Source organism: Enterobacter sp. LU1, from assembly GCF_008271405.2.
In the GTDB taxonomy this organism is placed as follows: Bacteria; Pseudomonadota; Gammaproteobacteria; order Enterobacterales; family Enterobacteriaceae; genus Enterobacter; species Enterobacter hormaechei_C.
Window position 1 is genome coordinate 3,708,963 of record NZ_CP043438.2, and the last position, 26,661, is coordinate 3,735,623.

Consider the following 26,661-nt stretch of genomic DNA (forward strand, 5'->3'; position numbering starts at 1 on the left):
CGTTGCTCTAATGTCGAAAATTTGGTCAAAAGAAGAGACTCTCTGGAGTTTCGCCCTCTACGGCACTGCCGTGGGCGCAGGAACCCTGTTCTTGCCCATTCAGCTCGGCTCTGCTGGCGCGATTGTCCTGCTGATCACCGCCCTTGTGGCGTATCCCTTAACCTACTGGCCGCATAAAGCGCTGGCGCAATTTATTCTGTCGTCGAAGACGAAAGGCAACGAAGGGATCACCGGTGCCGTTTCGCATTACTACGGCAAAAAGATCGGCAACCTGATCACCACACTCTATTTTGTGGCCTTCTTTGTGGTAGTTCTGATTTACGCGGTGGCGATAACCAACTCACTCACTGAACAGCTGGCGAAACGGATGACGGTGGATACCGGCATGCGGATGCTGGTGAGCTTTGGCGTAGTGCTGATTTTGAATCTGATCTTCCTGATGGGGCGGCACATCACCATTAAGGTGATGGGTTTCCTTGTCTTTCCGCTGATCGCCTATTTCCTGTTTGTCTCGCTGTATCTGACGGGCAGCTGGCAGCCGTCGCTGCTGACCAGCCAGATGGCCTTCGACCAGCATACGCTGCACCAGGTGTGGATTTCGATCCCGGTGATGGTTTTCGCTTTTAGCCATACTCCGATCATCTCGACCTTCGCCGTAGACCGTCGCGAGAAATACGGTGAAGAGGCGATGGGTAAATGCAAAAAAATCATGAAAGTGGCGTACCTGATCATCTGCCTCAGCGTGCTGTTCTTTGTGTTCAGCTGCCTGCTTTCGATTCCACCGTCGTATATCGTGGCGGCAAAAGAGGAAGGGGTGACGATCCTGTCCGCGCTGTCGATGATGCCATCGTCCCCGGCATGGCTGGGCATTTCCGGCATTATCGTGGCGATTATTGCGATGTCGAAATCGTTCCTCGGCACCTATTTTGGCGTGATTGAAGGGGCAACGGAAATTGTGAAATCGTCGCTGAATCAGGTGGGTGTGAAGAAAAGCCGCGCCTTTAACCGCGCGATTTCGATTCTCGGCGTGTCGCTGATTACCTTTGCGGTCTGCTGCATCAACCCGAATGCGATCTCAATGATTTATGCCATCAGCGGTCCGCTTATCGCCATGATCCTGTTCATCATGCCGACGCTGTCGACGTACCTGATCCCGTCATTAAAACCGTACCGCTCCATCGGTAACCTGCTGACGCTGATTGTGGGTGTGCTGTGTGTGTCGGTGATGTTTGTGGGTTGAGTATGCTGCCCGGCGCAATGCCGGGCATCTGTTTTACGCCCGAATATCGTCATACTCCCGCGTATTATCAAACTCATGCTTCGCAAATGGACACAGCGGGATAATTTTACGATTCTCACCGCGCATCTTCTCTACCACCTTCGCCACCAGCTGTTTACCCACACCCTGCCCTTTCAGGCTCGGATCCACATCGGTGTGCTCAATGATGCTCAGATGCTCGCCGGTCGGGACAAAGACGATCTCCGCTACCTGATTGCCTTCGGCGTCGTTGACGTAAAACTTGTTATGGCCTTCAAGAATTTCCATGGTTCCTCGCTTATTTTTGGCGGTACTTCAGCGCACCGCTCGGGCAGGTATCAATTACGCGCATAACCGTTTCTGCATCTACTTCATCCGGCGCGATCCATGGTTTACGCTTCAGATCGAACAGCTTCGCGCTGCCGCGCACGCAGTTGCCCGAGTGTTTGCAGATCCCGGTGTTGAAGTAGACATCGATTTTCTCACCGGTATAGGCCCGGTACCCCGCATCCAGTAGCTCCTGATCCATGACATTGCCTCTGTAATTATTGTGGTGACAAAAGAAGCATACCCTCACCCGATCCGCCTGACCACGTCAAAAACGAGGTTTAGCCACACTCTTTTCAGCGCATGACTTCTTCACGTTCATAGGATTATTCCGAATACAAGAACACCCGTTGCGAAGATATATTTTTGCGCTGTGTCAATTCTTGTAATAATTCACGCCACGTTCACATTAGGATTATTAGCTAAGCGCAATCTTAACCTCCGGATTTATTTTCATCTAACTGATGGATTTCCCATCCGTTTTTAAAAATCGTAACGAAGCGGTATTTCTTCACTCCCTGCAAAATTACCGCAAAACAACCCAGACAAGAAATTTGACTCTTCTCACATAACGACTAATGTTAATTTCTGAACGACAACTGATACGAATTACTTATCGTATCTCCTGACATAAACGCAACATGAGGGTTGATATATGGCAGAGCAACATCGTGGTGGTTCCGGTAATTTCGCTGAAGACCGTGAAAAGGCATCAGAAGCTGGACGTAAAGGCGGCCAGCACAGCGGCGGTAATTTCAAAAACGATCCGCAACGCGCATCTGAAGCGGGTAAGAAAGGGGGACAGAGCAGTCACGGCGGAGGCCGTAAATCTGATAACTCCTGATCTTATTTAAAGCTCTTATAAATATACCGAGAGCATGCTGCGGGCCCGTCGGCTCGCAGTACCTTCCCTTTATTTCACTGGAGCGAAAATATGAATATGAAAACTGTTGAAGATGTATTTATTCACCTGTTATCCGACACCTACAGCGCTGAGAAGCAGCTGACCCGCGCGCTAAGCAAATTAGCTCGCGCCGCATCCAGCGAGAAGCTGAGTGCCGCGTTCACGGCTCACCTCGAAGAGACGCAGGGACAGATCGAACGTATCGATCAGATTATTGAGCAGGAATCCGGTCTCAAACTGAAGCGCATGAAATGCGTTGCGATGGAAGGCTTAATTGAAGAAGCCAACGAAGTTATTGAGAGCACTGAGAAAAATGAAGTGCGTGACGCTGCATTAATTGCCGCAGCTCAGAAAGTTGAACATTACGAAATTGCCAGCTACGGCACCCTGGCCACCCTGGCTGAACAATTAGGCTATAAAAAAGCCGTTAAACTTCTTGCCGAAACGCTGGAAGAAGAAAAAGAAACCGATCTCAAATTAACCGATCTGGCTGTCGGTAATATTAATCAAAAAGCCCAGAAAGGATAATTAATATCTGATGAGCATCAGCACCAAAAATTAACCAAAAATAAATCACAGGAGTTAATTATGAATCATGTAGAACACTACCATGATTGGCTACGCGATGCCCATGCGATGGAAAAGCAAGCCGAATCCATGCTGGAATCAATGGCCAGCCGTATTGATAATTATCCCGACTTACGTGCACGAATTGAACAACACGTTAATGAAACTAAACACCAAATTACCGTGCTGGAAGAAATTCTCGACCGCAATGATATTTCCCGTTCGGTCATAAAAGATTCCATGAGTAAAATGGCGGCGCTCGGCCAGTCCATTGGCGGCATGTTCCCTTCCGACGAAATTGTTAAAGGCTCTATCAGCGGCTACGTTTTTGAGCAGTTTGAAATTGCCTGCTACACCTCTCTGCTGGCTGCGGCCAAACAAGCGGGCGATACCGCCTCCATTCCAGCCCTTGAATCCATTCTGGAAGAAGAGCGCCAGATGGCAGACTGGCTGCTCCAGCATATTCCACAGACGACGGAACAGTTCCTGCTGCGCTCCGACGCGGATGGCGTTGAAGCGAAAAAATAACAAAAGAGGGAGAATGTATGTTTCGACACGTAAAACAGCTGCAATACACGGTACGCGTAGCCGAACCGAATCCGGGCCTGGCCAATCTTCTGCTTGAGCAGTTTGGCGGGCCACAGGGCGAACTTGCCGCGGCATGTCGTTACTTTACGCAAGGATTGAGCGACGACGATCCCGGTCGTAAAGATATGCTGATGGATATCGCGACCGAGGAGTTAAGTCACCTGGAAATTATCGGCACCCTGGTGGGTATGCTCAATAAGGGTGCGAAAGGCGAACTGGCGGAAGGCGTTGAAAATGAAGCGGAACTGTACCGCTCCATGACCGAGAACGGCAACGACAGTCATATCACCTCCCTGCTCTACGGCGGCGGTACTCCGCTTACTAACTCCGCAGGCGTACCGTGGACGGCGGCGTACGTGGATACCATTGGCGAACCGACCGCGGATCTGCGCTCTAACATAGCGGCCGAGGCGCGCGCCAAAATTATCTACGAACGGCTTATTAACGTAACGGACGATCCGGGTGTTAAAGATGCGCTGGCGTTTTTAATGACGCGTGAGGCAGCACACCAGCTCTCGTTTGAGAAGGCGCTCCAGTCGATCCGTAACAATTTCCCACCGGGTAAATTGCCGCCAATCGAAGAGTACACCAACAAGTACTACAATATGTCTGAGGGGGGAGAAGTTCGCGGCAGCTGGAACAGCGATAAGCACTTCGACTACGTGGAATCTCCTCAGCCAGCGGTCGATGGCGGTGACGGCGGCGCAAGCGTAACGCTCACTACAGAGCAGGAAACGCTGGTCAAAGCGATGTGCGCACGCACGAAATCCGACCCCAATGCCGATCCGCTTACCGGTGCCGAGCTTGGTGCAGGTAAGAAAAAACCGTAACCGGTTTTGCCAGGCAGCCTGAGGCTGTCTGGCAATGCCTTGTGCGCTATCAGTTCCAGAGGTACGGAGCATGTTCGAGCTTGATGCGTTTCATCTGGCCAGGATACAGTTCGCCTTTACCGTCTCTTTTCATATTCTCTTCCCGGCGATCACCATCGGGCTTGCGAGCTATCTGGTGGTTCTCGAAGGCATGTGGCTTCGCACCAAAAATGATGTCTGGCGCTCGCTATACCATTTCTGGCTGAAAATTTTCGCCGTCAACTTTGGTATGGGCGTGGTTTCCGGGCTGGTCATGGCTTACCAGTTTGGGACTAACTGGAGCGGCTTTTCCCAGTTCGCAGGCAGCATAACCGGCCCTCTGCTCACCTATGAAGTCTTAACCGCCTTCTTCCTGGAAGCTGGTTTCTTAGGCGTGATGCTGTTCGGCTGGAACAAGGTCGGCCCCGGCCTGCACTTCTTTGCCACCTGCATGGTGGCGCTGGGCACGCTGATGTCCACCTTCTGGATCCTCGCCTCCAACAGCTGGATGCACACCCCGCAGGGCTTCAGTATTCAGAACGGTCAGGTCATTCCCGAAGACTGGCTGGCCATTATCTTTAACCCCTCATTCCCTTACCGCCTGATCCATATGTCCATCGCCGCCTTCCTGTGCAGCGCCTTGTTTGTGGGCGCATCCGGGGCATGGCATCTGCTGCGCGGTAACGATACGCCCGCTATTCGCACAATGTTCTCCATGGCCATGTGGATGGCGCTGCTGGTCGCGCCCATTCAGGCCGTGGTTGGGGATATGCACGGCCTGAATACGCTTGAGCACCAGCCTGCCAAAATCGCCGCGATTGAAGGCCACTGGGAAAACCCGCCCGGCGAGGCCACCCCGCTGCTGCTGTTTGGCGTACCGGATATGGAAGAGGAGCGCACCAAATACGGGCTTGAAATTCCCGCGCTCGGCAGCCTGATCCTGACGCACAGCCTGGATAAACAGGTCCCGGCGCTGAAGGATTTCCCGAAAGAGGACCGCCCTAACTCGCTCATCGTCTTCTGGTCCTTCCGCATTATGGTCGGCATGGGGCTGCTGATGATTACCCTTGGCGTGCTGAGTGTCTGGCTGCGCTATCGCCGTCGACTCTATCACTCGCGGCCATTCCACTGGTTTGCCCTCTGTATGGGGCCTGCCGGACTGCTCGCGCTGCTCGCCGGGTGGGTCACCACCGAAGTGGGCCGCCAGCCGTGGGTCGTTTACGGCTATCTGCGCACGATAGATGCGGTGTCTCTGCACAGCACGTTGCAGATGAGCATCAGCCTGCTGGCCTTTATCGTGGTCTACTGTTCGGTGTTTGGCGTGGGTTATGTGTATCTCGCCCGGTTGATTAAAAAAGGTCCGCAGCCTGTGGGCACGCTAACGTCTAATACGTCGGGCACCCCTGCCCGTCCGCTGTCCGCCGCCGAGTCCGTTCCGGAAGAGGAGAAGATCTGATGGGCGTCGATATCCCGGTCATCTGGTTTGCCATTATTGTCTTCGCCACGCTGATGTACATCATCATGGACGGTTTCGATCTCGGTATCGGCATGCTGTTCAGCTTTGTGGGCGATGCCAAAGAGCGCGACGTGATGGTGAACAGCGTCGCCCCGGTCTGGGACGGAAATGAAACCTGGCTGGTTCTCGGCGGTGCAGGGTTGTTCGGCGCGTTTCCGCTGGCCTACGCAGTGATTATCGATGCCCTGACCATCCCGCTGACAGCCATGCTGATCGGGCTTATTTTCCGCGGGGTGGCGTTTGAGTTTCGCTTTAAGGCGACCCCTTCACACCGCAAATTCTGGGACTACTCCTTTGCCGGCGGTTCCCTGCTGGCAACCTTCAGCCAGGGGATCGTGGTTGGCGCGATGATCAACGGCTTTGACGTGGAAGGGCGTCGCTTTGTGGGCTCCTCGCTGGACTGGTTCACCCCGTTTAATCTGTTCTGCGGGCTGGGCTTAATTGTCGCCTATACCCTGCTGGCTACCACGTGGCTGATCATGAAAAGCGAAGGCGCGCTGCAAAACCGGATGCGCGAGCTGACCCGCCACGTGCTGCTGGCGCTGATTGCCGTTATTGCGGTGGTAAGTATCTGGACCCCGCTCGGCTGGCAGTTTGTCGCCGAGCGCTGGTTTACTCTGCCTAACTTCTTCTGGTTCCTGCCAGTTCCGGTTCTGGTGGCGGTATTCAGCCTGTGGATCTGGCGGCTGACGCGCAATCCCGACAGCCATGCCCGTCCGTTCCTGTTAACGCTGGGCCTGATCTTCCTCGGCTTTAGCGGCCTGGGCATCAGCCTGTGGCCACACATTATTCCGCCGCACATCACCCTGTGGGAAGCCGCCGCGCCGCCTGCCAGCCAGCTGTTTATGCTGATTGGTACGCTGTTAATCATCCCGGTGATCCTGGTTTATACCGCCTGGAGCTACTACGTCTTCCGGGGCAAAGTGTCTGATACCGAAGGTTATCATTAAGGATTGCTATGGCAGGCTGGCATACACGCGCCATTATTTACCAGATTGATACCGCCCTGTTTTACGATCTTAACGGCGATGGCTGTGGCGACATCGCCGGAATCACCGCGAAGCTGCGCTACATCCGCCGGATGGGCGCGACGGTTATCTGGATCACCCCGTTTTACCTCACGCCTTTTCTCGATGAAGGCTATGACGTGAGCGACCATTTGCAGGTCGATCCCCGCTTCGGCAAGCTCAACGATATCATCGCCTTTATTGAACAGGCGCGGGAGCTGGGGATGCAGGTCATTATTGAGCTGCTGATACAGCATACCTCGGATGCGCATCCCTGGTTTCAACAGGCCCGCCGCAACCCCCAGTCACCCTACCGTGACTATTACCTGTGGTCCGACACGGACGACGACGATACGCCACCGATGTTCCCCGGCGTGGAGAAGAGCATCTGGACATGGGACGACGAGGCGGGGCAATACTACCGGCATATGTTTTATCACCACGAGCCGGATCTCAATCTGGCCTCCCCTGCGGTGCTAAAGGAGATTGAGAACATCATCATCTTCTGGCTAAAGCTCGGGGTGTCGGGCTTTCGCCTGGATGCGGCATCGCACCTGACAAAACAGGCCGGACGTGGGGATGAAAAACGCGGCCTGTGGATCCTGGAGCATTTGCGCCGTCTTATTGAGCAGCGTAACCCGGACGCGATCCTGCTCGGCGAAGTCGACGTGGAGGTCGAGGCCTACAAAGATTATTTTGGTCAGAACGACCGGCTCAACCTGGTGCTGAATTTCTGGCTCAATAAGTACTTTTACGTCAGCCTGGCAGAGAAGAGCGCACGACCGCTGCGCAACGCGGTGAAGAAGATGATTGTGCCGCCGGACTCCTGCTGCTTCGCCAACTGGCTGCGCAATCATGATGAGCTGGATCTGGAAGGGATAGGAAAAAAAGCGAAGCAGACCGTCATCGATACCTTTGCCCCTGACGAAGAGATGAGTGTGTATCAGCGAGGTATCCGCCGCCGTCTGGCGCCGATGCTTAATGGCGATCGAAAGCGGCTGGCCTTTTGCCATGCGGTCTTGTTTTCGCTGCCGGGCGTACCGGTCATGCGCTACGGGGATGAGATTGGCATGGGGGATGATTTGGATCTGGAGGAGCGTTACGCCGTACGCACCCCGATGCAGTGGGCCGGATCGCAAGGCGGCGGTTTCTCAGATGCCGACCCGGAAACTTTTGTCGCCCCGATGATTGACCACGGCCCGTACCGCTATCAAAAAATCAACGTGGCGGATTCGCTGTTGCACCGCAACTCACTCCTGCACTGCATTATCGATATCGCCAATACGCGCTCGGAGTTCCCTGAGATCGGCGTCGCGCCGTTTCGTCTTATTAATATCGACAGCGATGCGGTACTGGGGCTCTATTACGAAACCGACACGCGCAGCATTCTGACCTTCGTTAACTTCAGCGATAAGCCCGTTAATTTTACCGCCAGAGGGATCCGGCATGCGACCTGGACCGCCTGCCTGGCGGACAAACGTTACGACGACGCGCTGGTGTGCGGCAAAACCGTCGCGCTTAACCTCAGCGGCTATGGCTACCGCTGGTTCTGGACCGATCGTACCGCACTGCGCTGATTATCGTCTACGCGAGAGCAGCAGACGGGCCACGATCGCGCCCGTGACGGCAAGGGAGCCGAGCAGCACTTTCCCCGGCATGCCGGAGGTGACGCTGATAGCACGCTCTTTTGCTTCGTCGGTGAAGTGCCCGTGGATTTTATGCAGGTCGTTAACCGGCTGATCCAGATAGTCCTGACGGTCATCCGCATTTAACGTATCGGTCATCTGCCCTTCCCAGGCCTTTTTAACCATCAGCCGATCCAGAAAGCCGGGGAAAAGAAATTGCCCGACAATCGACTGGACGGTGCTGCTGCCCACCCACAGTTCCCGCACCGGTTTCTGCGCCACCTTAAAAATAGCGCTGGCAGCTACTTCCGGCTGAAAAACGGGAGGAACCGGGCGCATCGCCCAGGCAAATTTATTCCTCGCCCACTCGAACTGCGGCGTATTGAGGCCCGGCATCTGTACCATTGCGATCTGCACCCGGCTGTTTTCATGCATCAGTTCGGTGCGCACAGCATCGGTAAATCCGCGGATTGCGGCTTTCGCCCCGCAGTAGGCTGACTGCAAGGGAATGGAACGGTAGGCCAGCGCGGAGCCAACCTGAATAATCGTTCCGCGATCGCGTGGGGTCATTAACTCCAGCGCGGCGCGGGTGCCGTTAACATAGCCCAGATAGGTCACCTCGGTGACGCGGCGAAACTCCTCCGGGGACATGGTGCGAAACGGCGCCAGCATCCCGCCCATAGCGTTATTCACCCAGACATCGATGGCCCCAAGCCGGTATTCAATCTCGTTAGCAGCATCGGTCACCGCCTTGCTGTCGGCCACGTCGGCCTGAACGGCACGGGCGTTGATCCCAAAACGGCGCAACTCCTCTTCTGTGGAGCGCAGGCTCTGCTCGTCGCGGGCAATGATGCCCACATCGTAGCCCGCTTTGGCAAAGTGCAGCGCCGTGGCTTTCCCCACGCCCGCCGTACCGCCGGTAATAACGATCACAGCCATAGCCTTTCCCCTTGTTTCAGACGTTATCCCAGCCGGAGAGTATTTCGATCAGTTCAGACAGGGAATAACGCACCGCTTTATCCACCACATCCTGACATTGACCGGAAAACAGCACGGTGCGGGTTTCCGTCTTTCCGCGAATATTCCAGCCGAAGCAGACCGTACCGGCTGCGGTGCCATCGTCGCCGCCTTCCGGTCCCGCATAGCCGCTGATGGCAAGGCCGATATCCGCCTCGGCAATTTCGCGAATTTTAGCGGCCATCTCGGTCACCGTTTGTTCACTGACGGCGGTGAAGCGCTCAATGGTTTCGTGCCGCACGCCGAGGATCCTCTCCTTCGCCGCATCGCTGAACACCACCATGCCAACGTCATAAAATTCCGCCGTGTTCTCTTCGGCACAAAGCGCAACAGCGAGATTGCCGCCGGTACAGGACTCTGCGGTGGTTAACCGCAAACCTCTGTCCGTAAGCTGAGTGGCGAGCTTTTTCGTCAGCTCGCTGATGGTGCTGTTGCTGTCGTGAATAAGGTTGCTCATCGCGTTGCCCCTTAATTTTCGTCAGGAATAATAGAAATATGACCATTACGCTCAAGAATAGCGTATTTAATCTCCTTCAATTCTGTAATACCGTGATTCTGGCGGGCTGATACCAATATATCATCACAGGATACATCGACCTTTTTCAGTTTATCGGCAAGGGGAACACCGTTCTCCACCAATATCACCGGCGTGCCATCAAGAATATTCTCGACAGTGGAAAAATATTTTTTCAGCAGGCCAAAAATAATATCCACAACCACCAGCGTCGTTATTGTAATCATCGCGCCGGTGACGGAGAAATCTTCGCCAAGCAGCGCCTGTTGTGTCGCCTCACTGATAATTAAGAGCAAAATGAGGTCAAAACTGGTCATTTGTAGCAGAGCGCGTCGCCCGGCAACTTTAAACACAATGACCAGAAACAGGTAAATTGCCAGGGCACGAAAAACCATGTCCATATTCGACTCCTAGGGGTAAATAAACTGCCAGAAATGGATATCTGGCTCGTTGTTTACGCGGATACTGTTTGTCCACTTCCCTGCTTTTGACGGCGTGATAAATAACAAAACGGTAAATTTATCGGTCTGTTGTAAACGATCGTAGACGAGAAACAGGGTATTCCCCCGGCTGTACATGCTGTCCGGCTGTGGCCAGACGCTGCCTGGCTCATACGCGTCGCTGCTTTCGCTGGTCATGCTGAGGGTATATTTCCCCTCAGACGTCACCGGAAACGTCAGTGCCATCCGCGATTCGGTCTGGCGGCGACCGAAGCGCTCATAGCTCAGGGTCAGGGATTTTGCTTCGTTTGTTTTCTCCACGTCGCTGACCGCACCGCTGGAAAACAGGCCGGCTATCGCGGCCACGATAATAGCTAACAGCACAATAAAACCCACCTGGCGAAATGCATACTCAAACGTCAGTAAACGGCTACTCTCTTTTATCCCAGGCACTTTTTCATTTTTTGGTTCCATGGCTGTGGTCACCGTTTCGCTTAATTGCCGAAATTTATGATTTTCCTGTGCAAATGCTTTTAAGACTTATCACATTTGCCACATAAAGGAATAGCAACAATACTTAATAAGTCAAGACATCCAAAATGAAGGATATCAGATGAAATTATCAGTGATTTCAGCCTTGTTAATATTAATTATCCCTACTGCATGGGCAGATAATAACGGCGGGTTACAAAAGGGTGACGCGCCGCCACCGCCGCATGCGCTGGACAGCGGTTATCGTGGTACCGATGATGCGCGCATTATGACCATTACTCAGGCGAAAGAGATGCATGATGGTGCCTCTATTTCATTGCGCGGCAATCTTATTGATGGCAATGGCGATAAATACGTATTCCAGGATAAAACCGGGAAAATCGACGTTATTATCCCGAAAGCCGTATTTGACGACAGAACCGTGGAACCTGACAACATGATCAGTATTAGCGGCTCGCTCGATAAAAAATCATCCCCACCCGTAGTGCGGGTCAGCCACTTGCAAAAATAATTCAGCGAAGCGTTAACGCTGTAACTATCCATCAAATCTCACCCCTAACAAGGAGTTAGCTATGAGTGATAATGAACAACGTACGAACGCTTACCCAACGCCACCTTTCCCGGAGCAGCCCCAGACGCCACCGGGTCTGGCCTCTGAAATGGAACCCGTACCCGACCACGGCGAGAAGAGCTACAAAGGGCATGGTCGTCTTGCCGGTAAGAAGGCGCTAATTACCGGGGGCGATTCCGGCATAGGACGCGCGGTAGCCATTGCCTATGCCCGCGAAGGGGCAGATGTCGCGATTAACTATTTGCCGGAAGAGGAAGAAGACGCAGCGGAAGTCATCGCCCTGATTAAAGCGGAAGGACGGAATGCCGTCGCGCTTCCGGGCGATGTGCGGGACGAAACTTTTTGTCAGAACCTGGTGGAGCAGGCCGTCTCAAAACTGGGCGGGCTGGATATCCTGGTGAATAACGCAGGCCGCCAGCAGTACCGTGAATCGCTGGAAGAACTGACCACGGAAGATTTTGACGCGACCTTTAAGACCAACGTCTATGCGCCTTTCTGGATCACAAAGGCGGCGTTGCGCCATATGAAAGCCCCTGCTTCCATCATTAACACCTCCTCCGTTCAGGCGGTTAAACCGAGCGCCGTACTGCTTGACTATGCGCAGACCAAAGCCTGTCTCGCGGTGTTCACCAAAGCGCTGGCGAAACAGCTGGGACCGAAGGGGATCCGCGTGAACGCGGTAGCGCCGGGACCTTACTGGACCGTGCTTCAGCCCAGCGGTGGGCAGCCACAGGAAAAAGTGAAACATTTTGGCGAGAGTACCCCTCTGGGACGCCCGGGACAGCCCGCGGAGATCGCACCGCTGTATGTCACCCTGGCCTCGGATGAGTGTTCATACACCTCCGGGCAGGTGTGGTGTTCAGACGGCGGGGATGGCGTCATCTAGCGCTCAAGGCGCGCAGAGTGTAGGCCGGGTAAGGCGAAGCCGCCACCCGGCAAATTGTTGCAGGCGAATGCTAAAGGGCTGCGAAAGCAGCCCTTTTTACGTTTAAGGGGTGACGACAGGAAACCAGAAGCTGAAGCTCTCCATGCAGCGCAGCATTTCGTTTACCTTCGCGGCATTGCCGACGATCGTCACCTCTCCTGCCTGTTGCGCCTTTTTCAACGTGGTCTCTTTGAGGATGATTTTATTCAGCGTTTCGCGGCTGAGCGTGATGGTTGCATCCGGATCTTCTGCCTGAGCGTTGGCGATATGGTTCAGCACGCCATTCTCCAGCTCCAGCTTGTACCTGCCGCCCTCGCGACCCAGATCAACGTTAAAAATCCCTCTGGCATTCGCAGCTCTGACGCCGTTAAGGTGAACGCCGAAGTAGTCAAAAATCATCTCAGTCGACGTGGCACGAACCGCATCCGGGCTGGCGGTATTGGGCGTCGGCATCCTCTTCACCCCGTTACGCAACTCCTGCGCACCGGTGAGGTAGGCGTTACGCCAGGGTCCTGACTCGGCCTGGTATCCCAGCTGTTCAACCGCGTCCGCTTCCAGTTCGCGCGCCGCCTTATTATTTGGATCGGCAAAAACGACTTTACTCACTACCTGCGCCACCCAGCGGTAATTTCCCCGGGCATAATCAACCCGGGCTTTTTCAAGGATCGCGCGGGCTCCGCCCATGTAATCGACATATTTTTTCGCTGCCTCGACCGGAGGCAGTTCATTGAGCGTCGCCGGATTTCCGTCGAACCAGCCAAGATAGTAGACATAGGTGGCTTTGACATTGTTACTTACCGAGCCGTAATAGCCACGGCCTGCCCAGGATTTTGCCAGCCCGTAAGGCAGGGCGAAATTAGCGGCTATCTCATCCCTCGTCAGCCCTTTATTCGCCAGCCTCAGCGTCTGGTCGTTGATATAGCGGTAGATATCACGCTGGCTTTTCATCAGCTTCACCACTTTCTTATTACCCCATGTGGGCCAGTGGTGCTGCGCGATAATAATTTCCGCTTTATCCCCCCAACGATCGAGGGCGTTATTGATGTATTTTGACCATGCCAGCGGATCGTGTATCTTCGCCCCGCGCAGCGAGTAAGTATTGTGCAGGGTGTGAGTGACGTTCTCTGCTGCTTCAATCAGCTTTTTCTCTTCCACATACCAGAGCATTTCAGACGGCGCTTCCGACCCCGGCGCCAGCATAAAATCATAGGTGAGACCGTCGATGATCTCTTTCTGCCCGTCTTCGGTAATGGCGTGAGTGGGCGCGATAAGCGTGACCGTCCCGGCTGAGGTGGTCGTCCCCAGACCCGCCCCTACCTGACCTTTTACATTGGCCTTTAACAGGTTTCCGTAGATATAACTGGCACGGCGGCTCATGGCATTTCCGGCCATGATATTTTCCGATACCGCCTCTTCCATAAAACCTGCTGGAGCATAGACTTTCACTTTGCCGGTTATCACTCCCGCTTCATCGACTACGCCACGCACGCCGCCATAATGATCGACATGACTATGGGTATAAATAACGGCAACAACCGGGCGTTTGCCACGATGTTGAACGTAAAGATCCATGCCCGCTTTGGCCGTTTCCGCAGACACCAGCGGATCGATAACCGTGATCCCCTCTTTGCCCTCTATAATCGTCATATTCGACAGATCGAGGTTACGGATCTGGTAGACGCCTTCCGTGACCTCAAACAGACCGCCAATATTATTCAGCTGCGCCTGACGCCACAGGCTCGGGTTGACGGTATCCGGCGCTTTTTGCCCTTCTTTAATAAAAGCGTATTTCTGGGGGTTCCAGATAACGGCGCCTTTTTCGCCTTTAATCACCGCGGGTGGCAGCGGGGCAATAAAGCCTTTGTGCGCATTTCGGAAATCCGTCTTATCAAAGAAGGGCAGTTGACCATAAAGTGCATCATTCATCTCTTTCGTATGGGCAGTGGCTCCCTTCCCTTCCTTTTGTGCCAGGACAGGCAATGAGGTCAACGACACTAATAGCAGACCAGCAACGGCCATCGCACTAACGAGAGTTTTAAATTTCATACTTCCTCGAGGAGTTATATTCACGCTGGCGGTACATGGGGGGAAAGGAGGCTATCACCAGGCTTATCTTTAACCTATGGAAATAACGTTTATAAATAAATTAGTTTATTCTTTCGTCGCTGCGTCCTTAAGGGATAATGCTGAGTCCAGTTATTTCCCCGGAGTGATTCGATGAAGAGCCTGCCGTTCTTTTTCGCTGTATTAACCCTCAGCACATTAACAGCCTGTAGTTCTCCCCAACCAGACAATGTTGAAAAAATTAATCATCTGCAAATTCCACTGGTGTTGCCGGGGGAAAAACCGCCGCAGGCACAGATATCGCATATCGCGTCTCTTTATCAGGAAAATAAACAGCAGATCGAGACCTTAACGCGCAGCGTAAAATCACAGTATCTCCAGGACACCACCGCAAAAGAAATTTTTGTTGCGGACAGTGACGTTCAACGCGTCTATGCCTCGCTGACCAAACTGTAACAGTTAGATATGGTTAATCAGCAATACCTGAAAGATAATAATGTCACGGGCCTGCAAAATATTCATATCATTCTTGAACCGTTATTCACCAGCTGAAAATAAAAAACCCGGCAACATAAGCAGCCGGGTTTTTATTAATGGGCATATCACGGGCATCAGTCGTACTGACCAAAGCGATAGCTAAGCCCTGCGGTGACGGAACTCAGGTCGCTGCTCACGCCGATCTGGTTAACATTGCCCACGTTGCTTACCCACTGATATTCCAGGCGGCCCGCCCAGTTTTTATTGAAAGCGTATTCAGTACCCACGGCTGCAAGCGGGCGCACACCGGTTTCAAAACGATTGTGACCACTTACATCGGATTCAGCGCGATAGCCCATTGCGCCGGCACGGCCGTAAATATCCCAGTCACTGGTCAGGGCATAACTGGCCTTCAGAGACATTTGCAGGCCCTGCGTCTTCATTTGCGCCCCGGCGCCATGCTGACCTTTAATCTGCATGTTACCTAAATAATCATAACCACCTTCTACCGCAAGCCATGGGGTAATCTGATAACCCGTATAAACACCCCCGCCGACATTATCATGGTTAAAATCGAAGTGATCGGAATGCGTGTTCTCAAACGCTTTTGAACCCATATTGGTATCAAAATAGTGAGACCAGCCGAATTTCGCCCCGCTATACCAGGTGCCCGCATCAGCGGCGGCGAACGCGGAAGTGGCGGTAAATGCATTAGCCATAATCAATGCGATAACTGTCTTTTTCATAAATATACCGTTTACTTGATAATGTTAAATCTGAGAAAGCAAACGATATAGAAAATTAACGGTAGCGTTAATTGCATTTCTGTTTAATTTTAAACTTCCGCTAGAATGACTCGGGTAAATGTCTGACCTCAAGCAGATATCCACCGCGCTTAAAGGCGATATATTCCCCCTGCTTAAGAGCAGATAATACATTGAGTATACTGCTGCGAGAGAGCAGCGTACGATCCTGGATATATTCCAGAATCGTGGTACGCAAACGCGTCTCTTCCGGGAGCAAAATCATTTCCTGAAGGTGGTTACGAATAACGGAATAGGTACGCTGCTGGAGTACCTGAGCATCACGGAATATTAAATAGGCCGTATGGTATGAGAGCAGCGCGGCGACATCCTCCCAGACGCCCTCGGCACGAAACAACTCAGCCGCCTTGTCCGCATCGAGACGTAAAATAGTCGACTCTCTTTCAGCACGGAGAAGGTGCCCCTGCGTAGGCTGGATCATCTCTGCAATACCAAACAAATGCGGCTCGTAAACGGTCACTACCACCAGTCCATCCGAAGCCCGCAGCAGGGACAGCTCTCCTTCCAGAAAGAGGTACATCTGCTGTTTCCCCTTCCGTAACCAGGTGAGTCGCTTACGCGGAACAACGTGCACTTTCTCCGCTATCGGCTCAAGGATGGCGGTCAGTCGTTCGATGGATTTTTCGGGTCGAACAGGCGGTAAAATATGCATGGTACAACCTTCTGACATTCAATATCTGCCATTATAGACCATATATTTTAAGCGGTTAGCCGATCAAAACTGATAGCTGTAGTTGACGCTGGCAAACCAAAGATAAGGATGATCGTAACTTCCGGCAAACGCCGTCGGGGATTTCACATGCGACGACTGCATATGAAGATACGACACGGCAATACCAATATTGCTGGCCGGGGTGATCTGATACTGGGCTCCCGTGCCAAATCGCCACTCATCCCCGGTGGGTAAAGTTAAGACCACATCACTCTGACTCTCATACGGCGAGCTGTCGAACGCCACACCGATATTCAGTCGCCACTGAGGTGTTGGACGATACTGCACGCCCACCGCGCCGTGCCACGTATCCTTCAGGCGGCTGACGTTGTTCAGTTGCCGCTCCCCAACGACGATTTGCGGGGCACCGAACTGGCTCCAGTCCTGCCAGCCGAGATCGCCCATAACCGACCACCGCGGGTTAATATCATGCACAAGACTGAGCATGATTTGCTGCGGCGCGCTGATTTGTGCCGACACCGGGAGGTCGTAGGCACCATTCTGTACTCGAGCTTTGCCGTTAACAGAGTAGCGATAGTTCGTCTCGCTGTTCCATGTAATACCGGCTCGCGTCTGGTCGGTCAGTTGCATGAGTAGCCCAAGCCGATAGCTCATGGCCCAGTCCTCATCATGCTGCCGATAGTCATTATCATTAACGTTGCGGGTCAGCGAGAAATAACCGTAATTAACGTTGGCGGACGCCCCTATTGAGATTCGGTCGTTGAGCTTGTATGCCAGTGACGGACTGAGCGTCATTGCAACCAGGGTACTCTTTTTAATCAGCCTGTCGCCCGCCCAGCTACCGTAATCGATCCCCAGACCGTAATTACCGTAAAGCCCGATCCCGGCATAAAGATCATCGTTTATCTTCTGGCTATAAAAGGCGCTGGCATTCGGGATGGTTTTCATCACGTCGCCGGGGCTTTGATGGGCATGGTTATCCAGCTGGTTGTCGATGGAGCCATCCATAACCTGTAACCCACCGGTGACCATATGATCCGGCAGGCGCGTCATGCCAGCAGGGTTGGTCATGATTGTCGAGGCGTCCTGCGCACGAGCCGCCTGCCCTGCTCCGGCAAGCGCGGTATCTTCGGTGCCGGCTTCATAAAAATAGAGGGCGCTGGCATGGGCACTGGAGGCGGCAAATAAGCCCGCGCACAGGAGGAGTCGTGTTTTCATCTGCGATCCGGGAAATAAAAAATTTGCCGACAGATATAACAGGGGCGCCTGATGACGTAAAAAGGAAGAGGGTTTAATTTTAAATTATGCGCGGTTCAGCCCCTCTTAATATCTCTGACAATTCAGCGACGTCCGGAATACGACGCCGCTACGTCCTGCACCTGTAATACGTTCAGGTACAGGACGATAAAATCCAGGAATTATGTTCAGGTTTATCCGGACTTACTTATAATGCTCCAGATTGGTTTCCGGGCCTGTTCTGGCAATTTCCTGAGCTTTGCCGAAACTTTCAATCAGGCACTTATATTCCGGACAGACATGCTCTGCCAGGATCTCAGCAAAGCGAGAACCTTCCGCGCGGTTCCAGGTTCTCATTAATTCAGCGACAATGGCAAACGTATCGGTAGGGATCGCTCCCGCCTGAGCCACGCGCGCGATGGTGGTATCGGTCGCGATTTTGGACCAGTTCCCCGAGGCATCCACAACACAGTAAACCTTATACCCCTCCTGGACAGCGCTAACCGCAGGGAACGCCATGCAGACGCTGGTGAGCGTGCCGGCAATAATCAGGGTCTTTCTGCCCGTCTTTTCCACTTCCTTCACAAACGCCGGATTATCCCAGGTATTAATCTGCCCGGTGCGTGGAACATACACGGCATGGGGTGCATATTTGTGAATTTCCGGGATGAGCGGGCCATTGGGACCGTCAGGAACAGAGGCCGTGGTGATCACCGGGATATTTAAAAGCGTGGCAACTTTGGCTATCGCTGTCACATAATTACGAAGGTCTGGTACAGGCACATCACGTACCGTGTTGAATAAGCCACTCTGATGGTCGATGAGTAAAATTACAGCGTCATCAGTATCAATCATACCGTTTGTAGCAGCCATATTTCTTTCCTCATGATTTCTTTTACATTGCCGTCAACTCTCCCGGCTCCGCGATTTTACATGCACATGGTCAGGGTATAATGCATTGATAAATCATAATGAATAGTAGTCCGATCCGGTCTGAATACTGCATCATTTCAGGACAATTTCTGGCACGGTACGCTGAGCCATCGACGCTGACGGAAGCCCTCGTGAGGAGAAGAAATCTTTACAATGCCGTTACGCGGCCATTCGTATTCGTTCGGCTGAAGGCAAGCGTTACTCACTACTGGGATCGCCCTTATCCTCCCGCATGGATTCGATAAACTCCCGTTGCTCCTCTGTGAGTTCAAGCTCATCCAGCAAGCGATCTAACTCTTCTTCAGGTGATTCCTTTTGGTTCTTTCTCTTCCCGGTAGCCATACTCACCCTTGAGTTATTAGGATTAATCTCAGGGTATCCAGGGTGCAGGAAATGTGCAACTTAGCGTGTTATGCCGTGGGTGATTCGTCGTTTAGCAGAGGAGGAGCGGACGCAGAACGGAAAAACACTTTGCACGTATCAACCTGTTCACCTGGGTAACCAGCGTTCAGCGTTATCCCTATGCGAAACATTCAATACAGAGGATTCATCGGAAAAACTAGTTGATTGAGGTATTCAACCGTAAAGAAGCCAGGCCCCACATTACCTGAAACCATAATTAATCAGCAGTATTGGCTTATTTATTTTGCACCAATTCACAACGATCCCATTGTTCAGTGCTTCTTGCGATGCGGTCACTAATTGCAAAGTTCTTCAGCGACGGATCATAAGCATAAACTTTGCTTTTATCATCTGCCATCATCAATATCCCCTTAGTTTTCAGCTTTGGCGTGAGCAGGTATGTACCGTCCAGACGGTTTGCTTTGAAGCTATCAACATACAACGTTACCTCAGCCTTACCCAGCACACGCAATGCGCCTATTCTCCCATTCTGTACCGCAGCAATAGCATACTGACAGAGATAAGTTTTCGCAGTTGACGCCGTGTTTTTTCCGCCACCCTTAGCTGATGGGGAATGTGAAGAAGATTTCGTGGTTGAACTATGAAAAGAAGATGACGGGTAAGAGTAGGAATAATTTTTATATGTAGATGCGGAGCTTGATCCAATCCGGCACGTTTTTCCAACCGCAATGCATGAATTACCGCATGGAATCCCTTTCTTACAGTTCTTTGCGTATGCAGAAGACGACAATCCAGCTAACAGAAATATGCCAATGGTTATCCTAACCAACGAAGACCAGCCCATAAACCACCCTTCTTTTAAGATTTTCCTCCCATGATACCATACTCAAATCAAGGCAATTAAGGCCAATAAGCCCGTTGGTGGTAAGACAACGTGCGGAGCCGTTAGGCGACTTCAGCAGGGGTTATGTCAGACAGTGAAGTTTATCAGGATGACCATGTATCCGAAGGAGCGAGGCCGAACCGCTGGCAGAGCCTGCATATCGTTTTTAGGTACGAACACCGCCATAAAACCTGTTTATTCCCTGCAATGTCATCTCGACGTGTGGCATGTGGGAGCATCGGCAAAAAATGCGCTTCACTGTAAGGTTATGAGAATCAATGCCCGGATCAGGCTTTGCGTTCACGTTGTGCTATCGTGGTGTTAGGTTGGAACTGCCGCCGTCGAATAGTTATACTCTTACTTCCATAGTAACTATCCGTGACAACTAACAGTGTACCTCTTGTTGGTACTTTGTCGTTCAATGATAGAACGATCGCGACAACTTATGTTATGTAACTTGTTGAATGAAAAGCGAGATTTATCGAAGTTTTGCCACAAGGGGAGAAGTCTGGAGCGGGCGAAGGGAATCGAACCCTCGTATAGAGCTTGGGAAGCTCTCGTTCTACCATTGAACTACGCCCGCTTTGAGGTGCGTAAGGCATTATAGACCTTACGCCTCTTCATACAAGCCTTTACCCCACTAAGTGGCGATTAAATAATCACTTAACACTTCGGCTTACTGCCCTGCGCCGGAAGATAACGCTGCGGATCGATGGCCGTGGCCTTATAGCGGATCTGGAAGTGCAGCTTAACCGTATCCGTCCCGGTACTGCCCATGGTCGCAATCTTCTGCCCCGCCTTCACGTTCTGCCCGTTATTGACCAACATCGTGTCGTTATGCGCATACGCCGTAATGTAGTCCTCACCATGCTTAATCATGATCAGGTTACCGTATCCACGAAGCTGGTTACCGACATAGACCACCTTCCCGGCCCCTGAAGCGTAAACCGGTGTGCCGCGTGCGGCAGCGATATCAATACCTTTATTGCCACCTTCCGAGAGCGAGTACGGCGCAACCACTTTTCCGCTTGCAGGCCAGATCCAGCAGCGCTGACCGACCGGCGGCCAGGATGATTTAGGCACCTGATAGGATGGCGTGACTTTGGCTGTTTTACGCGTTGAGGACTTTTTCCCTGAGGAGGAACCGCCGTTAACCTTGAGCTTCTGCCCTACCTCAATAGTATACGGTGGAGAGATATTATTCAGGCGCGCCAGCTCCTTCACGCTGGTTCCCGTGGCGCGTGAGATGCGGTAGAGCGTGTCCCCGCGCTTAACGGTATAGACTGCACCGGAATAACTGCCCATATCCGAAGATTTACTCCCCGAGCATCCTGCTACAAGTAGCGTCAGCGTCAGGCAGAAAACGGCAATGATCGGGTTTCTCGTCAGGCTTCCTGCAAACAAAACAGCTCCTCGGTCAGCGTGAATGGCGCACTATGATAGCAGCCCAAACTGATGCCGGTCATGCCCTTTTCCGCTCTGTGGGCCAAACCGTTCGCATAAGAATGCAGTATAATAATTCCGCTGATGGTGCTGAACCATTAAGCATTTTGGCACTGGAGCATCAATGAGTATTCAAGAACACGTTATTTTGGTAAATGACCAGGGAAAGGTGATTGGCACTCAGGAGAAGTACGCCGCGCACACGTCACACACCCCGCTACACCTGGCCTTCTCTTCATGGCTGTTTAACGCTAATGGAGAATGTCTGATCACCCGGCGCGCATTAAGTAAAAAAGCCTGGCCCGGCGTATGGACCAACTCCGTTTGCGGTCATCCACAGGCCGACGAAGCGACAGAGCAGGCGATTATCCGCCGCTGTCGCTTTGAAGTCGGCGCCGAAATCACAGACATCACCCCCATTGCCCCGGAGTTCCGCTACCGTGAAGCCGACCCGTCAGGGATCGTTGAAAACGAAATCTGCCCGGTCTATGCCGCCCGCGTAACGAATACCCTCGCAATCAATGACGATGAAGTAATGGAGTATCAGTGGGTGGAGCTGGACGCGCTATTCCGCGCGCTGGACGCCACACCGTGGGCATTTAGCCCGTGGATGGTGCAGGAAGCGAACACCGCGCGTGAAAAACTCAGCGCCTTCGCGGCGCAATAAAAAAGCCCCGGCGATAAACGCACGGGGCTTTTTTTACGTCTTAAAGGCTTATTTCACCGGACGCATCGCCGGGAACAGGATCACGTCGCGGATGGTGTGGCTGTTGGTGAACAGCATCACCATACGGTCGATACCGATACCCAGGCCAGCCGTCGGCGGCAGGCCGTGCTCCAGCGCGGTCACGTAGTCTTCGTCGAAGAACATCGCTTCGTCGTCGCCTGCCGCTTTCGCGTTAACCTGATCCTGGAAGCGCTGCGCCTGATCTTCTGCATCGTTCAGCTCGCTAAAGCCGTTACCGATTTCGCGGCCACCGATGAAGAATTCGAAGCGGTCAGTGATTTCCGGGTTCTCGTCATTACGACGCGCCAGGGGAGACACCTCCGCCGGGTATTCGGTGATGAAGGTCGGCTGAATCAGGTGCGCTTCGGCCACTTCTTCGAAGATCTCGGTCACGATACGACCCAGGCCCCAGCTCTTCTCAACCTTAATACCGATGCTTTCAGCGATCGCTTTCGCAGAGTCGAAGTTATCCAGATCCGCCATGTTGGTTTCCGGACGGTATTTCTTGATCGCTTCGCGCATGGTCAGTTTTTCGAACGGCTTGCCGAAGTCGAACACCTCTTCACCGTAAGGCACCTGGGTGGTGCCCAGAATGTCCTGCGCCAGGGTGCGGAACAAGGATTCAGTCAGCTCGATCAGATCTTTGTAATCCGCATACGCCATATAGAGTTCCATCATGGTGAACTCTGGGTTATGACGTACGGAGATACCTTCGTTACGGAAGTTACGGTTGATCTCAAACACACGGTCGAAACCGCCGACCACCAGACGCTTCAGGTACAGTTCCGGCGCGATACGCAGGTACATGTCCAGGTCCAGGGCGTTGTGATGGGTGATGAACGGACGGGCAGAGGCACCGCCTGGGATCACCTGCATCATCGGGGTTTCTACTTCCATAAAGTCGCGGTTAACCATGAACTGGCGAATACCGGCCATGATCTGGGAGCGAATTTTGAAGGTCTTACGGGATTCATCGTTAGAGATGAGATCCAGGTAACGCTGACGATAGCGCGCTTCCTGATCCTGCAAACCGTGGAACTTGTCCGGCAGCGGGCGCAGGGCTTTGGTCAGCAGACGCAGTTCGGTGCAGTGGATAGACAGTTCACCGGTCTTGGTTTTGAACAGTTTACCTTTAGCGCCCAGGATATCGCCGAGGTCCCACTTTTTGAACTGCTCGTTGTAGATGCCTTCCGGCAGGTCGTCACGAGAGACGTACAGCTGAATGCGGCCGCCAACGTCCTGTAAGGTCACGAAGGACGCTTTACCCATGATACGACGGGTCATCATGCGGCCCGCCACGGACACTTCAACGTTCAGCGCTTCCAGCTCTTCGTTCTCTTTACCGTCGAAGTCTGCGTGCAGTTGGTCTGAGGTATGGTCACGACGAAAATCGTTCGGGAACGGCACGCCCTGCTCGCGCAGCGCTGCCAGCTTCTCGCGGCGGGTTTTCAGTTCGTTGTTAAGATCGACTACCGCGTCAGCGCCCTGTGCTTGTTGTTCAGACATGTTGGTTCCTCATAACCCTGCTTTCAAACTTGCTTCGATAAATTGGTCCAGGCTGCCGTCCAGCACCGCCTGCGTGTTGCGGGTTTCAACCCCGGTACGCAGGTCTTTGATGCGGGAGTCATCAAGGACGTAAGAACGGATCTGGCTGCCCCAGCCGATATCGGACTTGTTGTCTTCCATCGCCTGCTTCTCAGCATTTTTCTTCTGCATCTCCAGCTCATAAAGCTTCGCTTTCATCTGCTTCATGGCCTGGTCTTTGTTCTTATGCTGGGAACGGTCGTTCTGGCACTGTGTTACCAGCCCGGTTGGAATGTGGGTAATACGCACCGCAGATTCCGTACGGTTAACGTGCTGACCACCCGCGCCGGATGCGCGGTAAACGTCGATACGCAGGTCCGCCGGGTTGATGTCGATATCGATATCTTCATCCACTTCCGGGTAGACAAACGCGGAGCTGAAGGAGGTGTGACGACGGCCGCCGGAATCGAACGGGCTCTTACGCACCAGGCGGTGAACGCCGGTTTCAGTACGCAGCCAGCCGTAGGCGTAATCGCCAATAATCTTGATGGTAACGGATTTGATACCCGCCACTTCACCTTCGGACTCTTCGATAATCTCGGTTTTGAAACCGCGCGCTTCCGCCCAGCGCAGGTACATGCGCATCAGCATGCTCGCCCAGTCCTGCGCTTCGGTACCGCCAGAACCTGCCTGAATATCGAGATAGCAGTCAGCACTATCATATTCGCCGGAGAACATGCGACGGAATTCCAGCTGCGCCAGCTTCTCTTCCAGCACGTCGAGCTCTGCCACGGCTTCGTTAAAGGTTTCTTCGTCGTCGGCTTCGACAGCCAGCTCCAGCAGCCCAGAAACATCTTCCAGACCCTGCGCCATTTGATCCAGCGTATCTACGATGGCTTCGAGGGAGGAACGCTCTTTACCCAGCGCCTGAGCGCGCTCAGGTTCGTTCCAGACGTCCGGCTGTTCTAGCTCGGCGTTTACTTCTTCGAGACGCTCTTTCTTGGCATCGTAGTCAAAGATACCCCCTAAGAACGTCAGAGCGCTCCGTGAGGTCCTGAATGCGGTTTTTTACCGGATTAATTTCAAACATGGTCTGTTTTCTTTTATGAGCTTGTCAAAATGCGGTGATAAGAGCGGGATTGTACCGAATCCACGCCCTTTTTTATAGAGATTACTGACGCTAAATTGGCCAGATATTGTCGATGATGATCTGAAGGGAGCGGTTACCGCGGAACTCGTTAATATCCAGCTTATAGGCCAGCTCAACCTCGCGCACGCCGTTGTCCGGCCAGATGGAGGTATCAACGTTAAAGGCGATGCCGTCGAGCAGCGGTCCGCCGCCGACCGGTTCCACCATCACTTTGAGATGGCGTTCGCCCACGATGCGCTGTTGCAGCAAACGAAAACGTCCGTCGAAAAGCGGCTCCGGGAACATCTGCCCCCACGGGCCGGCATCGCGCAGCATCTGCGCCACCTCCATGGTCATTTCAGCCGGTGAAAGCTCACCGTCAGAAACCACTTCACCCTGCAACAGAGCCGGATCGATCCACTCGGTGACCAGTTCGCCAAACAGACGCTGGAATTCGTCGAACTTCGCCTCTTCCAGCGACAGGCCTGCCGCCATCGCGTGACCGCCGAACTTAATCATCAGGTTCGGATGCAGCGTATCCAGACGCTCCAGCGCATCGCGCATATGCAGACCCTGAATGGAACGACCGGAGCCTTTCAGCGTGCCGTCCCCGGCGGGGGCGAACGCGATCACCGGGCGGTGGAAACGCTCTTTAATGCGCGACGCCAGAATGCCCACCACGCCCTGGTGCCATTCGGGGTGATACATCGCCAGCCCGCCCGGCAGGGTATCGCCGCTGCGCTCCAGCTTTTCGCACAGGGTCAGCGCTTCGGCCTGCATGCCCTGCTCAATCTCTTTACGGGTCTGGTTGAGTGCGTCCAGCTCACTGGCCAGCACGCGCGCTTCGCCGATGTTGTCGCACAGCAGCAGCGCAACGCCAACCGACATATCATCCAGCCGCCCCGCCGCGTTCAGGCGCGGGCCGAGGGCAAAGCCTAAATCGCTTGCCGCAAGCTTCAGCGGATCGCGGTTGGCAATTTCCAGCAGCGCCTTAATCCCCGGACGGCATTTACCTGCCCGAATGCGGCTTAAGCCCTGCCAGGTGAGAATACGGTTATTGGTATCGAGCGGCACCACGTCCGCCACGGTTCCCAGCGCCACCAGATCGAGATACTCCGCGAGGTTCGGCACGGCAATCCCGCGCGATTCGAACCAGCCCTTATCTCGCAGCAACGTGCGTAACGCCAGCATCAGATAAAACGCCACCCCTACTCCGGCCAGCGATTTCGACGGGAAATCGCAGTCGCGCAGGTTCGGGTTAATGATGGCTTCGGCGGCAGGCAGAGTTTCGCCTGGCAGGTGGTGATCGGTGACCAGTACCGGGATCCCCAGCGCATGGGCATGATCGACCCCCGCATGAGAAGAGATCCCGTTATCCACGGTCATGATCATCTGTGCGCCACGGGCGTGGGCCTGATCGACCACTTCCGGGCTGAGGCCGTAGCCGTCTTCAAACCGGTTCGGCACCAGGTAAGTCACGTTATCGCAGCCCAGCGCACGCAGGCTGAGCACGCTCAGCGCGGTACTGGTTGCGCCGTCGGCATCGAAATCGCCCACCACGACAATCCGCGTGCCTTCCCGGAACGCGTCGTAGAGCATTTCAGTCGCTTTTTCGATGCCACTCAGCGCTTGCCAGGGCAGCATGCCTTTGACGCTGCGCTCAAGATCGCTTGCCGTACGCACGCCACGGCTGGCGTACAGCCGCTTTAACAGCAGCGGAAGCGTGTCTGGTAAATCCGCGGTTTCACCCGCATCGCGGCGGCGCAGTTTTATCGGGGCTTTCACG

Annotated in this window: 29 protein-coding genes and 1 tRNA gene; 12 read left to right on the plus strand and 18 right to left on the minus strand. The window is 53.5% G+C overall.

The genetic code is table 11. The features are described from left to right. The first annotated feature begins 10 nt into the window (after nt 1-10). Nucleotides 11-1,240, plus strand: a complete 1,230-nt coding sequence (locus FZF21_RS17695; protein ID WP_015571773.1) for an amino acid permease — start codon at nt 11-13, stop codon at nt 1,238-1,240. 33 nt (nt 1,241-1,273) lie between these two features. On the opposite strand, the gene FZF21_RS17700 is transcribed toward FZF21_RS17695, so the two are convergent. Continuing rightward, the gene (locus tag FZF21_RS17700; RefSeq protein ID WP_003862848.1) at nt 1,274-1,546 is read right to left on the minus strand and encodes a GNAT family N-acetyltransferase; all 273 of its coding nucleotides are present in this window, start codon (nt 1,544-1,546) and stop codon (nt 1,274-1,276) included. 10 nt (nt 1,547-1,556) lie between these two features. Further along, nucleotides 1,557-1,787 (minus strand): 4Fe-4S mono-cluster protein YjdI, encoded by a 231-nt coding sequence (gene yjdI / locus FZF21_RS17705; RefSeq protein ID WP_015571774.1) that lies wholly within the window; start codon nt 1,785-1,787, stop codon nt 1,557-1,559. 453 nt (nt 1,788-2,240) lie between these two features. Here yjdI and FZF21_RS17710 point away from each other — a divergent pair, with 453 nt between their 5' ends. The 7 genes from FZF21_RS17710 (at nt 2,241) to FZF21_RS17740 (ending at nt 8,592) form a co-directional block, all read left to right on the plus strand. After that, entirely contained in the window at nt 2,241-2,429 is a 189-nt protein-coding gene (locus FZF21_RS17710; RefSeq protein ID WP_015571775.1) for a general stress protein, read from the plus strand. Between the two features lie 90 nt (nt 2,430-2,519). Then, nucleotides 2,520-3,017, plus strand: a complete 498-nt coding sequence (locus tag FZF21_RS17715) for a ferritin-like domain-containing protein (protein WP_003862851.1) — start codon at nt 2,520-2,522, stop codon at nt 3,015-3,017. A 60-nt stretch (nt 3,018-3,077) separates the two neighbouring features. Beyond that, nucleotides 3,078-3,584, plus strand: a complete 507-nt coding sequence (locus tag FZF21_RS17720) for a ferritin-like domain-containing protein (protein WP_017382870.1) — start codon at nt 3,078-3,080, stop codon at nt 3,582-3,584. Between the two features lie 17 nt (nt 3,585-3,601). Next, nucleotides 3,602-4,474 carry a manganese catalase family protein gene (locus FZF21_RS17725; protein WP_015571777.1) on the plus strand — a complete coding sequence of 291 codons (873 nt, stop codon included), beginning with the start codon at nt 3,602-3,604 and terminating at the stop codon, nt 4,472-4,474. Between the two features lie 70 nt (nt 4,475-4,544). Then, on the plus strand, nt 4,545-5,948 hold the full coding sequence (locus tag FZF21_RS17730) for a cytochrome ubiquinol oxidase subunit I (protein ID WP_017382872.1): 1,404 nt from the start codon (nt 4,545-4,547) through the stop codon (nt 5,946-5,948). Then, complete coding sequence (gene cydB, locus FZF21_RS17735) at nt 5,948-6,958, plus strand: cytochrome d ubiquinol oxidase subunit II (RefSeq protein ID WP_015571779.1); 1,011 nt, start codon at nt 5,948-5,950, stop codon at nt 6,956-6,958. Before FZF21_RS17730 ends, cydB begins: the two co-directional genes overlap by 1 nt. An 8-nt stretch (nt 6,959-6,966) precedes the next feature. Next, nucleotides 6,967-8,592 (plus strand): alpha-amylase family protein, encoded by a 1,626-nt coding sequence (locus FZF21_RS17740; RefSeq protein ID WP_149121191.1) that lies wholly within the window; start codon nt 6,967-6,969, stop codon nt 8,590-8,592. Here FZF21_RS17740 and FZF21_RS17745 read toward each other — a convergent pair whose 3' ends face one another. The 4 genes from FZF21_RS17745 to FZF21_RS17760 are packed head-to-tail and all read right to left on the minus strand — an operon-like array spanning nt 8,593 to nt 11,085. After that, nucleotides 8,593-9,579, minus strand: a complete 987-nt coding sequence (locus FZF21_RS17745; protein WP_015571781.1) for an SDR family oxidoreductase — start codon at nt 9,577-9,579, stop codon at nt 8,593-8,595. Between the two features lie 16 nt (nt 9,580-9,595). Further along, nucleotides 9,596-10,114 (minus strand): 2-oxo-tetronate isomerase, encoded by a 519-nt coding sequence (locus FZF21_RS17750; protein WP_047738347.1) that lies wholly within the window; start codon nt 10,112-10,114, stop codon nt 9,596-9,598. Between the two features lie 11 nt (nt 10,115-10,125). Next, nucleotides 10,126-10,572 carry a YetF domain-containing protein gene (locus FZF21_RS17755; protein WP_006811854.1) on the minus strand — a complete coding sequence of 149 codons (447 nt, stop codon included), beginning with the start codon at nt 10,570-10,572 and terminating at the stop codon, nt 10,126-10,128. A gap of 9 nt (nt 10,573-10,581) precedes the next feature. Beyond that, the gene (locus FZF21_RS17760) at nt 10,582-11,085 is read right to left on the minus strand and encodes a hypothetical protein (RefSeq protein ID WP_015571782.1); all 504 of its coding nucleotides are present in this window, start codon (nt 11,083-11,085) and stop codon (nt 10,582-10,584) included. 139 nt (nt 11,086-11,224) lie between these two features. Here FZF21_RS17760 and FZF21_RS17765 point away from each other — a divergent pair, with 139 nt between their 5' ends. Then, complete coding sequence (locus FZF21_RS17765; protein WP_003862868.1) at nt 11,225-11,614, plus strand: YdeI family stress tolerance OB fold protein; 390 nt, start codon at nt 11,225-11,227, stop codon at nt 11,612-11,614. A 61-nt stretch (nt 11,615-11,675) separates the two neighbouring features. Further along, a complete protein-coding gene (locus FZF21_RS17770) occupies nt 11,676-12,560 on the plus strand; it encodes an SDR family oxidoreductase (RefSeq protein ID WP_149121190.1) in 885 nt (294 codons plus the stop codon). 102 nt (nt 12,561-12,662) lie between these two features. Here the strand turns inward: FZF21_RS17770 and FZF21_RS17775 are convergent, their stop codons facing one another. Next, nucleotides 12,663-14,645 (minus strand): alkyl sulfatase dimerization domain-containing protein, encoded by a 1,983-nt coding sequence (locus FZF21_RS17775; RefSeq protein WP_149121189.1) that lies wholly within the window; start codon nt 14,643-14,645, stop codon nt 12,663-12,665. 171 nt (nt 14,646-14,816) lie between these two features. Between FZF21_RS17775 and FZF21_RS17780 the strand changes: the two genes are divergently transcribed. After that, on the plus strand, nt 14,817-15,119 hold the full coding sequence (locus tag FZF21_RS17780) for a hypothetical protein (RefSeq protein ID WP_244323622.1): 303 nt from the start codon (nt 14,817-14,819) through the stop codon (nt 15,117-15,119). Between the two features lie 155 nt (nt 15,120-15,274). On the opposite strand, the gene FZF21_RS17785 is transcribed toward FZF21_RS17780, so the two are convergent. The 8 genes from FZF21_RS17785 to actS all read right to left on the minus strand — a co-directional run bounded on the left by FZF21_RS17785 (nt 15,275) and on the right by actS (nt 21,456). Continuing rightward, nucleotides 15,275-15,886, minus strand: coding sequence for an outer membrane beta-barrel protein (locus FZF21_RS17785; protein ID WP_023295375.1), 612 nt, complete (start codon nt 15,884-15,886; stop codon nt 15,275-15,277). A gap of 100 nt (nt 15,887-15,986) precedes the next feature. Beyond that, the gene (locus FZF21_RS17790; protein WP_015571785.1) at nt 15,987-16,616 is read right to left on the minus strand and encodes a winged helix-turn-helix transcriptional regulator; all 630 of its coding nucleotides are present in this window, start codon (nt 16,614-16,616) and stop codon (nt 15,987-15,989) included. Nucleotides 16,617-16,679: 63 nt separating this feature from the next. Next, complete coding sequence (locus FZF21_RS17795) at nt 16,680-17,855, minus strand: outer membrane protein transport protein (protein ID WP_149121188.1); 1,176 nt, start codon at nt 17,853-17,855, stop codon at nt 16,680-16,682. Between the two features lie 222 nt (nt 17,856-18,077). Beyond that, the gene (locus FZF21_RS17800; RefSeq protein ID WP_023295377.1) at nt 18,078-18,746 is read right to left on the minus strand and encodes an isochorismatase family protein; all 669 of its coding nucleotides are present in this window, start codon (nt 18,744-18,746) and stop codon (nt 18,078-18,080) included. 258 nt (nt 18,747-19,004) lie between these two features. Next, on the minus strand, nt 19,005-19,148 hold the full coding sequence (locus FZF21_RS17805) for a hypothetical protein (RefSeq protein ID WP_015571788.1): 144 nt from the start codon (nt 19,146-19,148) through the stop codon (nt 19,005-19,007). A gap of 295 nt (nt 19,149-19,443) precedes the next feature. Beyond that, nucleotides 19,444-20,013 (minus strand): hypothetical protein, encoded by a 570-nt coding sequence (locus tag FZF21_RS17810; RefSeq protein WP_080340097.1) that lies wholly within the window; start codon nt 20,011-20,013, stop codon nt 19,444-19,446. 548 nt (nt 20,014-20,561) lie between these two features. Further along, nucleotides 20,562-20,635: transfer RNA gene (locus FZF21_RS17815), tRNA-Gly, on the minus strand. Between the two features lie 80 nt (nt 20,636-20,715). Continuing rightward, the gene (gene actS / locus FZF21_RS17820; protein WP_022651807.1) at nt 20,716-21,456 is read right to left on the minus strand and encodes an amidase activator ActS; all 741 of its coding nucleotides are present in this window, start codon (nt 21,454-21,456) and stop codon (nt 20,716-20,718) included. Nucleotides 21,457-21,619: 163 nt separating this feature from the next. Here actS and idi point away from each other — a divergent pair, with 163 nt between their 5' ends. Further along, entirely contained in the window at nt 21,620-22,162 is a 543-nt protein-coding gene (gene idi, locus FZF21_RS17825; RefSeq protein ID WP_003863454.1) for an isopentenyl-diphosphate Delta-isomerase, read from the plus strand. A 48-nt stretch (nt 22,163-22,210) separates the two neighbouring features. Here idi and lysS read toward each other — a convergent pair whose 3' ends face one another. From lysS to recJ, 3 genes are all read right to left on the minus strand, one after another. Continuing rightward, nucleotides 22,211-23,728, minus strand: a complete 1,518-nt coding sequence (gene lysS, locus FZF21_RS17830; protein ID WP_003863452.1) for a lysine--tRNA ligase — start codon at nt 23,726-23,728, stop codon at nt 22,211-22,213. Between the two features lie 9 nt (nt 23,729-23,737). Continuing rightward, nucleotides 23,738-24,836, minus strand: a protein-coding gene (gene prfB, locus FZF21_RS17835) for a peptide chain release factor 2 (protein ID WP_096147815.1) whose coding sequence is annotated in 2 segments (ribosomal slippage) — nt 23,738-24,760 and nt 24,762-24,836 — 1,098 coding nt in all. Because the reading frame shifts where the segments join, the coding sequence is not laid out codon by codon here. Nucleotides 24,837-24,926: 90 nt separating this feature from the next. Then, nucleotides 24,927-26,660 (minus strand): single-stranded-DNA-specific exonuclease RecJ, encoded by a 1,734-nt coding sequence (recJ, locus tag FZF21_RS17840; RefSeq protein WP_017382886.1) that lies wholly within the window; start codon nt 26,658-26,660, stop codon nt 24,927-24,929. Nucleotide 26,661 lies beyond the last annotated feature (1 nt).